At 71.5% G+C, this 9,234-nt stretch carries 8 protein-coding genes and 2 tRNA genes; 3 read left to right on the top strand and 7 right to left on the bottom strand.

Features of this window, described 5'->3' with window-relative positions:
• Window positions 1–109: 109 nt before the first annotated feature.
• The 3 genes from DLJ47_RS02540 to DLJ47_RS02530 form a co-directional block, all read right to left on the bottom strand.
• Window positions 110–724, bottom strand: coding sequence for an IS3 family transposase (locus DLJ47_RS02540; protein WP_109898490.1), 615 nt, complete (start codon window positions 722–724; stop codon window positions 110–112).
• A complete protein-coding gene (locus tag DLJ47_RS37835; RefSeq protein WP_446723526.1) occupies window positions 721–939 on the bottom strand; it encodes a transposase in 219 nt (72 codons plus the stop codon). Before DLJ47_RS37835 ends, DLJ47_RS02540 begins: the two co-directional genes overlap by 4 nt.
• A gap of 169 nt (window positions 940–1,108) precedes the next feature.
• Window positions 1,109–1,669, bottom strand: coding sequence for a dihydrofolate reductase family protein (locus tag DLJ47_RS02530; RefSeq protein WP_233257620.1), 561 nt, complete (start codon window positions 1,667–1,669; stop codon window positions 1,109–1,111).
• Between the two features lie 96 nt (window positions 1,670–1,765).
• On the opposite strand from DLJ47_RS02530, the gene DLJ47_RS02525 reads away from it, so the two are divergent.
• Together DLJ47_RS02525 and DLJ47_RS02520 are read left to right on the top strand one after the other, a co-directional pair.
• Entirely contained in the window at window positions 1,766–2,272 is a 507-nt protein-coding gene (locus DLJ47_RS02525; RefSeq protein WP_109898487.1) for a winged helix-turn-helix transcriptional regulator, read from the top strand.
• Between the two features lie 315 nt (window positions 2,273–2,587).
• Window positions 2,588–3,730: an IS110 family transposase gene (locus DLJ47_RS02520; protein WP_109898486.1), complete on the top strand. Its 1,143-nt coding sequence runs from the start codon at window positions 2,588–2,590 to the stop codon at window positions 3,728–3,730.
• 199 nt (window positions 3,731–3,929) lie between these two features.
• Here the strand turns inward: DLJ47_RS02520 and DLJ47_RS02515 are convergent.
• The 4 genes from DLJ47_RS02515 to DLJ47_RS02500 all read right to left on the bottom strand — a co-directional run bounded on the left by DLJ47_RS02515 (window position 3,930) and on the right by DLJ47_RS02500 (window position 7,845).
• A tRNA-Gln gene (locus tag DLJ47_RS02515) sits at window positions 3,930–4,001 on the bottom strand.
• 39 nt (window positions 4,002–4,040) lie between these two features.
• Window positions 4,041–4,113 (bottom strand) — tRNA-Arg (locus DLJ47_RS02510).
• A gap of 42 nt (window positions 4,114–4,155) precedes the next feature.
• On the bottom strand, window positions 4,156–5,355 hold the full coding sequence (locus DLJ47_RS02505; RefSeq protein WP_109898485.1) for an RtcB family protein: 1,200 nt from the start codon (window positions 5,353–5,355) through the stop codon (window positions 4,156–4,158).
• 486 nt (window positions 5,356–5,841) lie between these two features.
• Entirely contained in the window at window positions 5,842–7,845 is a 2,004-nt protein-coding gene (locus DLJ47_RS02500) for an elongation factor G (RefSeq protein WP_109898484.1), read from the bottom strand.
• A gap of 179 nt (window positions 7,846–8,024) precedes the next feature.
• On the opposite strand from DLJ47_RS02500, the gene DLJ47_RS02495 reads away from it, so the two are divergent.
• Window positions 8,025–9,215, top strand: a complete 1,191-nt coding sequence (locus DLJ47_RS02495; RefSeq protein WP_199235665.1) for a spore photoproduct lyase family protein — start codon at window positions 8,025–8,027, stop codon at window positions 9,213–9,215.
• The last annotated feature ends 19 nt before the right edge of the window (window positions 9,216–9,234 follow it).

Raw genomic sequence — 9,234 nt, 5'->3', positions numbered from 1 at the left:
CGCAACGCCCGATCCGACGCCCACTGGCGACGCGCACCAACCGGCACGCCACGCATCTGCTTCTTACCGCGCCCCATCGCAAACCTCCGTGGTCGAGGTGTTGCGACGATCAGTTGAATTCGCCTTGAGTGCCGTGATCGGAGTGGACCACGGTTTGCCCCTCAACAGGGCGGCGCCGCCAGCGGGCCATGTCGAGGGCGTCGATCACCAGTTCCGAGCGCAGGTGGTCGGCGATCGACCAGCCCACGACCCGGCGGGCGAACACGTCCAGCACGACCGCGCAGTACACCCAGCCGCCCTGGGTGCGGTGCTGGGTGATGTCGGTGACCCACAGCGCGTCCGGCCGTTCGGCGACGAACCGCCGGTTGACCAGGTCCGCCGACGGCGACGCGTGCGGGTCCCGGACGGTGCATCCGCGTCGCCGGCGCCGGTACACGCCCTGCAGGCCGGCATGCCGCATGAGCCGCTCAACGCGTTTGCGGCCGCACCGCACCCCGGCGGCCAGCCACAGCTTGGCGTGCACCCGCGGGGATCCGTAGGTGTCCCGCGACACCTGATGGATCTCGCTGATCAGCTGACCGAGCGCCTGATCGGCGGCCTTCCGCCTGGAGACGGGTCGGTCGCGCCAGTCGTAGTAACCCGACTTCGACACCCCGAGGACCCGGCACGCCACCGCCACCACGATCCCGCCGGCGGCGAGATCGGCGACGACCGGGTAGATCATTTTGGGAGGACATTCTCCCTCGCGAAATAGGCAGCGGCCCGCCGCAGGATCTCGTTCTCCACCTCCAGACGCCGCTTCTCCTTGCGCAGCGCCGCGAGCTCTTTGCGCTCGTCGCTGGTCAGGCCCTCGCGCTTACCGTCGTCAGTGTCGGCCTGGGCCAGCCAGTTCCGCAGACACGACTCCGAGATCCCCAGGTCCTTGGCGACCTCCCGGATCGGCTTCCCGCAGCCGAGCCAACTCGACCGCGCGCTGACGAAACTCCGGCGGGTGTGGTGCGGGCATCCGAACTCCTCCCTCGGCGACCAGTGTCGCCTCAGCTCAGGTGTCCGGGAAACCGGGGGAAGCTCACCACGACGCGAACGTGAACGTTTGTTAGCGGCACTGTCAGGGCAGGCGGACGGCGTATCGATGCAGAGCGACGCCTTGGTCGAAGGACCTTTGCTCGAGCAGGTCCAGTTCGACCTGCTTGTCGTGGTCGTCGAACAGCGGTCGGCCCGCGTTGAGGATGACGGGGTGCGTGAAGAGCAGGAGTTCATCGAGCAGCCCCGCGCGCAGCAGGTGCGTGGCGAGGGTGGCGCCGCCGACCCCTATGTCGCCGTCGGTTTCGTCCCGCAGCCTTGCGAGCGCCTCGATCGCGTCGTCGTCCCGGCCGATGATCCGGGTGTTGTGCCCGGCGTCAGTGCGTGTGCGGGACACGAGAACCTTGGGCATCGACGTCCAGATCTCGCCGTACTCGCGAAGGTGGTCCGGCAGCGTGTCGTCATTGCGCGCGCCTGACCAGAACGCCTCCATCGTCTCGTAGATCGTGCGGCCCTGGATCATCAGTGTCAGCGCCCGGGCCCGCGCGTTGAACTCCCGATGCAGCGGCTCTCCGATGCGTAGCCAGTTTCCGCCGCCCTCCTCCCCCGCGGCGTGCTCGATCTTGAGATCTACGGAGACGTTCATCCAGTACACGAACCGGCCTGGCACATGCCCTCCCAGTGATTGCGATCTGCAACTACTCGCCAACACTAGAGCAAGTGGTGGTAACCTGCAATCACTATGGAGAGGTCGCCGACAAATGCCGCGGCACGGTCCGAATGCCCGATCAACCAGGCGGTGGAAGTGCTGGGCGACCCATGGACGATGCTCGTACTGCGCGACATCATCTTCGGCAACCGTCGCCACTTCCGTGAGCTGCTCGCCGACAGCGAGGAGGGCATCGCCACCAATATCCTCAGCAGCCGCCTGCGACGGCTCACCCAGGCCGGGCTGCTCACACGCCAGGACGCCCGACGCGGGCAGCGGGCGGCCTACTCACTCACCGAGGCGGGCATCCAGGTGCTGCCGATCATGGTGGCACTCGGGTCCTGGGGCCTGGCCCACCGCGACGGCGAACGCCGCCTACGCGTCCGTGCGGAGCTGCTCCGCGACGGCGGCCCCGAGCTCCTCGACCAGTTCATGGACGAGCTACGCCAAGTCCATCTCGGCGCCGCAGGGCCGAGTCCACACGCTCCGCGAGCCAGCGAAAGGCTCCGCTCAGCATACGAAGCCGCAATGCGAGACTAGGACACTTCGTCGTTCGGGCCCGACACCGGCCATGATCAGGCGCACTACTTTCGGCTACTTGTTTCATTGACCTGCGACCGTGGCCCGGCCAGGCTTCGGTCGAGGCGCCCGGGCTGTCGCTCTCATTTCGGCTGCCCACGCTGGTCGTGTGGCTCTCATCTGGCCTGCGCGGCCCGGGCGTCGCCCCAGGGCGGGGAGAGGCTCAAGAGGGGTTTGCTCTGCTCGAAGTAGCGTTGCCCTCCCGGCTCGACAACCCAGGTGGAGCGAGCATCGGAGGACGCGTTGAGTGGCACGTCAGATCGTCTGGTCATCGGGATGGACCCGCACAAGCGCTCTGCCACGATCGAGGTCATGGCCCGCGACGAGACCGTCGTCGGCGGCGGCCGGTTCGACACCGACCGCGACGGCTACACGGCGATGAGGAAGTACGCCAGCCAGTGGCCGCACAGGGTCTGGGCGATCGAGGGCTGCCAGGGCATCGGCCGGCACATCGCCAACCGGCTGATCGCCGACGGCGAACAGGTCGTCGACGTCCCGCCGAAGCTGTCCGCCCGGGCGCGGGTGTTCGCCACCGGGCAGGGCCGCAAGACTGATGCCACCGACGCCCACTCCATCGCGCTGGTCGGCACCCGCATGGCCGGGCTGCGCCCGGTGGTCAACGATGAGCAGCTGGCCCTGCTGCGGATTCTGGTCGACCGGCGCCGCTCCCTCGGCGAGGACCACACCCGGATGGTGTCCCAGCTGCATCAACTGCTGCTGGAACTGATCCCGGGTGGGGCGAAGAAGAGTCTGTCCGCCGCCCAGGCCAAGGCACTGTTGGCCACGGTCCGGCCCCGTGACGCGGTCGGCAAGGCCCGCCGGCGGGTCGCCGCGGAGCTGATCAGTGACCTCGAACGGGTCTACCGGCGCTCCAAGGAGGCAGACAAGGAACTGACCGAACTGGTCACCTCCACCAGCACCACGTTGATGGACCTGCACGGCATCGGACCCTCCGGCGCCGCCCGGCTGCTGGTCGAGGTCGGCGACATCACCCGGTTCCCCAACCGAGCCCACTTCGCCTCCTGGAACGGCACCGCCCCCATCGACGCGTCCTCCGGCGAGCATGTACGACACCGGCTCTCCCGCGCCGGGAACCGGCAGATCAACCGGGTGCTGCACATCATGGCCACCGTCCAGCTGCGCAACCCCACCGAAGGACGCGCCTACTTCGACCGGAAGAAAGCCTCCGGCAAAACATCGATGGAAGCGATGCGCGCCCTGAAACGACGCCTGTCCGACATCGTCTACCGCCGCATGATCAGCGACGCGGCCGCCGTGGCGGCGGGCCCGGGAGGACACCGGGGAACGACTACTGACTCCAGCGTGACCGACTCTCATCCCCCAGCCGGCTCTTCGGAGAAGTCACTACCCGGACCCGCCGAGACCCAGGATAGAACTCTCCTCCCGGCGGTGTCTTGACACAGAGGGGAGCCAGAAGCGGATAGGCCAGCCCTCTCGGCCGCCCCGCGCTGACACGGGGTAGCCAACGAGCCAGGGACCGCGTCACGCGTCAAGTGAAGCCACGACGTGTCGCATCAAGTGGAGGCCGACAGCTGGGCAACCGTCGACAGCCGACCGCCAGCACCGATGCCCGTCGTTGCCATGGACGGCTAGTCCGCTGGGGGCGGAGGGCTCGAACCTCCATCTGCCGCTCCAGAGGCGGTCGTGCTGCCGTTTGCACCAGCCCCCATCAGCCGCCCGACGCGTTCGCGCCGGGCGGCGTACCACGTGCCCCGGCCAGGATTCGAACCTGGACCCTCCGGATTCGTAGACCGGCGCGCTCTCCGTTGCGCCACCGGGGCGTGCGGACCGGCGCCCCAACCCCCCGGGGCGCCGGTCAGCGGTCATCCCTTCACGCAGACCACCTGCTTGAGGTGGGCGACCACCTCGACCAGGTCCTCCTGCTGCGCCATCACCTCGGTGATGTCCTTGTACGCGCCGGGGATCTCGTCGACCACCCCGGCGTCCTTGCGGCACTCCACCCCCGCGGTCTGCGCCGCCAGGTCGGCCGTGCTGAACGTCCGCTTGGCCTGCGCCCGGGACATCCGCCGCCCGGCCCCGTGGGAGGCCGAGCAGTACGCGTCCGGGTTGCCCTTGCCGCGCACGATGTACGACCCGGTGCCCATCGACCCCGGGATGATCCCCAGGTCCCCCCGACCGGCCCGGATCGCGCCCTTGCGGGTCACCAGCACGTCCACCCCGCCGTAGCTCTCCTCCGCGACGTAGTTGTGGTGGGAGGAGATCGGCTCGTCGTAGCCGACCTGCGGGAACTGCTCCCGCACCACCTCGCAGAGCAGGGCGAGCATCACGGCCCGGTTACGCCGCGCGTACTCCTGTGCCCAGAACAGGTCCCGCCGGTAGGCCGCCATCTCCGGCGTGCCGGCGAGGAAGACCGCGAGGTCCCGGTCGGGCAGGTCGGCGTTGTGCGGCAGCCGGCGGGCCACCCCGATGTGCCGCTCGGCCAGTTCCTTGCCGATGTTGCGGGAACCGGAGTGCAGCATCAGCCAGACCCGGCCGTCGTCGGCGCCGCCCTGCTCCAGGCAGACCTCGATGAAGTGGTTGCCGCCGCCGAGGGTGCCCAGCTGCCGCTGGGCCCGGGTCTCCAGCTGCGCCACCCGCTTGTCGAGGTCGGCGAAGCCGCGCCAGAACGCGTCCCAGCCGGACTGCTCCAGGCCGCGCACCCGGCGCGGGTCGACGGCGGTGTCCCGCTGGGCGAAGCCGACCGGGATCGTCGCCTCGATCGCCGAGCGCAGCCCGGCCAGGTCGTCGGGCAGGTCGGCCGCGGCGAGCGAGGTGCGCACCGCGGACATCCCGCAGCCGATGTCCACGCCGACCGCGGCCGGCGAGACGGCCTGCCGCATCGCGATCACCGAGCCGACGGTGGCGCCCTTGCCGAAGTGCACGTCCGGCATGACCGCGACGCCCTCCACCCAGGGGAGCGCGCCGATGTTGCGCAGCTGCCGCGCGGCCTGCGGCTCGATGCCGTACGGGTCGGTCCACACCCGGACCGGCGCGCGGGTGCCCGCGAGCGTGCTGAAAGTCATCGTCGGCTCCTCGTGTCGTCTGGTCGCCGCCGTCTCCGGTGACCGATAGTGATCGTGGACCGCCCGGGGATCGAACCCGGCGGGAGCGGCGTGCAAGGCCGCTCTGCGCCCAGCGCGCAGCCCGTGCCGGCGGGTGCCGGCGGTCGGGCGGTGAGCTTCCAGTTGCTCCAACGGCCCGTGTCGGGACGGGCTCGTCGCCCGTCCGGAACGAGAAAGCCGCCCAGGCCCCGGTGGGGTGGGCGGCTGCGCGTACGCGCCGGCGCTAGTCGCGCCACCACCCCCGTCGCCGGCCCTGCCGACGCTGACCCCGGACGCCTTCGCCCGCGGACCGCAGGGCACCACCACATGGCGAAAGCCACCTGGCGTAGGTGCGGTTACGCTGCGACACGGCGTGCTCCAAACGGGATCTGCGGCTCGGTTGACCTTGCGACATGGACAGTAGGCGGCCCGCCGGCTGACCGCAATTGATATTCGACGGCGAGTTGGTCACGATCCGTCGCGCCACCCGGCGACCCGGCGGACGACCGCCAGCAGGTACTTCCGGCGGTCCGTCGGGTCGTGGTCCGAGCGGTCCCGCACCGGCGTCGCGCCGCGTACCGGGCGGTGGTGGTCGAAGGTGGACTCCAGCATGCCCTCGCCCCGAGTCAGCGCCGGCAGCTGCTGCTCCAGCGCGTGCACCCGCCCGGCGGGGATGTCGCCCGCCACCACGTACGCCGCGCCCTGGGCGGTGGTCTGCCGGGGCACCGCGTCCAACCCGGCCAGCATGGGCAGCACCGCGCCGAGCACGTCGGCCGGCACCTCCAGCCGGAAGTGGTGCATCGGCTCCGCCACCCGGGTGCCGGCCTGCCGCAACGCCGCCATCAGCACCAGCGGGGTGAGGTTGCGGAAGTCCCCGGCGGTGCTGGACATGCTCTTGTCGAAGGTGCCGTGCGCGTGGCTCTGCCGCGCCCAGTACCCGGAGTGGGTCATGGTGACCGCGCAGTCGAGGACCTGCCACCCGTGCGGGCCCTGGCGCAGCGTCTCGTGCACGGTCTCCTCGACGGCGGCGAAGAACGCCGGCGGCATGGAGCCGAGTTCCACGCCGAGCCGGAAGGTGGTCCCGCTGCCCGGCGGGCCGGGCTCGACCCGCAGCCCGACGGTGGCGAGGAACGGGTTGGGCGGCACGCCGATGAACTCGACCGCCGCGCCGACCCCGATCACCTGCTCCACGTGCACGGTGGTGGTCTCCCGGAAGGTGACGGCCACGCCGTGGTCGTCGGCGAGGACCGCCTGGATGACCTCCTTCTGCACCTCGCCGTAGAGCGACACGGAGATCTCCCGCCGGATCGGGTCCTGCCGGACGTTGATCAGCGGGTCCTGCTCGGCGAGCTGGGTGAGCGCCGCGTGCAGCGCCCCCCGGTCGCTGGGGCGCCGCGGCAGCACGACGGTCTCCAGGGTGGGCGGCGGGAAGTGCCGGCGGGCCCCCGGCGGCGGCGCGCCGACCGGGTCGCCGACCCGGAGGTGGTCCAGCCCGCGCAGGATGGCGATCCGGCCGGCGGTCACCGCGTCGGCACGGACGGCGGTGCCCTGGTCGAAGAGTTCGATGCCGGTCACCTTCGGATGGTGGGCCGGGCCGGCGGGCAGCCGGTGGCGGATGCGCAGCGTCCCGCCGAACATCCGGACGTAGGCGAGCTTCTCGCCGGCCGGGCCACGCTCGACCTTGAAGACCGTGCCGGAGACCGGCGCGTCGACGTCACCGCTGGTCGCGGGCAGCAGGTCGGGCAGGGCGGCGACCAGCGCGTCGACGCCGGCGCCGGTGACCGCCGAGCCGGCGAGCACCGGGTGGACCAGCGCGCGGCGGGACTGCGCGGCGAGCGCCGTCCGCAGCCGCGGTGCGTCCACCGCCGCCTCGTCCTCGACGTACGCGGTCAGCAGCGCCTCGTCGCGCGCGGTGAGCAGGTCGAGCAGCCGGCCGGTGAGGGCCGGATCGGTGTCGGCGTACGGGACGAAGCGAGCGTCGGGGGTGCCGGGCCGCTCGACGGCGCCCATTGGCACGATGGCGGCGCGGAGCCGGGCGGCGATGTCCCGCAGGGTGCGGTCGGCGTCCGCGCCGGCCCGGTCGATCTTGTTGACGAAGATCAGGGTGGGCAGCCGCAGGCGCTGGAGCGTGCGCATCAGCACCCGGGTCTGCGCCTGGACGCCCTCGACGGCCGAGACCACCAGCACGGCGCCGTCGAGCACGCCGAGCGCGCGCTCCACCTCGGCGATGAAGTCCGGGTGGCCGGGCGTGTCGATCAGGTTGACCGTCACGTCGCCGATCAGGAACGACACGACGGCGGAGCGGATGGTGATGCCCCGCTGCCGCTCCAGCGGCAACGAGTCGGTACGGGTGGTGCCCGCGTCCACGCTGCCGGGCTCGTCGATCACGCCGACGGCGTGCAGCAGTCGTTCGGTCAGGCTGGTCTTTCCGGCGTCAACATGCGCCAGGATCCCTACGTTGAGCGTCTTCACGCCGCGTCATGTCCTTCGGGTCGAGAACGATTCCGAGCTGGGTGGACATGAACGTCGCGCGCATTCCCAGGATCCCTTCCGGTTGTCGGCAGTCGTGGGCAGTGCAGCAGCGCACCCGCCGGCCGGGCAACCGAATAACCCGAACGTGCGATCGGGGCGGAACCGGGTACCCCGCCGGGATGAGGCCGAACGCCGAGGTCGTGGACGTCGACGAGCCGCTCGCCGTCGACGTACCCCCCGCGCCGCACGACGCCAGCGGAGAGCGGGTGCCGATCCGTCAGCTGGCCGGGCTGGCGCCGGTGGCCCGCCCGGCGCGGCGCTGGACGCCCCGGCGGGTGGTCGCCACCCCGGCGGCGCTGGACCAGCCGCACGGGCGGCGGATCGTGGAGCGGTTGGCGGCCCTGGGCATCGAGGTCGAGCGGCTGCGGTCCAACCGGCTGGCCGGGGTGCGCGGCGACACCGAGCGGGAGACGTACGCCCGGGCGAAGTCGACCCTGGCGATCGTGGTGAGCCCGCCGTCGCGCCGGAAGCTGCAACCGATCGCGCCGAGCGCGGACTGGCGGTTCGACCTGGCCGAGGGCTGCCCGGCGCACTGCCAGTACTGCTACCTGGCCGGCTCGCTCTCCGGCCCACCGGTGACCCGGGTCTACGCCGACCTCGACGACATCCTGGCCGGGCTGGCCGGCTACGCCGGGCAGGGGACGGTGACCAGCCGCAACCCGCGCCGGGCCGGGGAGGGCACCACGTTCGAGGCGTCCTGCTACACCGATCCGCTCGCCCTGGAGCACCTGACCGGCAGCTGGCGGCGGGCGGTGGAGCACTTCGCCGGCTGGGACGCGCCGGTGCAGCTGCGCTGGACCACCAAGTACGCCGACGTGGACAGCTTCGTCGGGCTGCCACACGCCGGCCGCACCCGGGTGCGGTTCAGCGTCAACTGCCGGCCGGTGAGCGAGCGGATGGAGGGCGGTACGGCCCGGGTGCCGGACCGGCTGGCCGCGCTGCGCCGGCTCGCCCAGGACGGCTACCCGGTCGGCCTGACCATCGCCCCGATCATGCCGCTGCCCGACTGGCGGGCGCACTACGGCGAGCTGCTCGGCGCGGTCGCGGCGGCGGTCGACGGGGTGCCCGACCTGGACCTGACCGCCGAACTGATCACGCACCGGTTCACCCCGGGCAGCAAGGAGGTGCTGCTCGGCTGGTACCCGCGCACGAAGCTGGAGATGGACGAGACGCTGCGCAGCCGCCGGCACGGCCGGTTCGGCGCGGTCAAGTACGTCTACCCGCGCGACACGATGGCCGAGTTGCGCTCGTGGTTCGAGCGCGAGCTGGCCGAGCGGCTGCCGGCCTGCCGGATCCTCTACTGGACCTGATCGCCGCGTCGACTACGGT

Source organism: Micromonospora sp. S4605 (assembly GCF_003176715.1).
Classification (GTDB): Bacteria; Actinomycetota; Actinomycetes; order Mycobacteriales; family Micromonosporaceae; genus Micromonospora; species Micromonospora echinaurantiaca.
The sequence above is the reverse complement of the archived record's forward strand: the minus strand, read 5'-3'. Positions and strand labels throughout refer to the sequence as shown.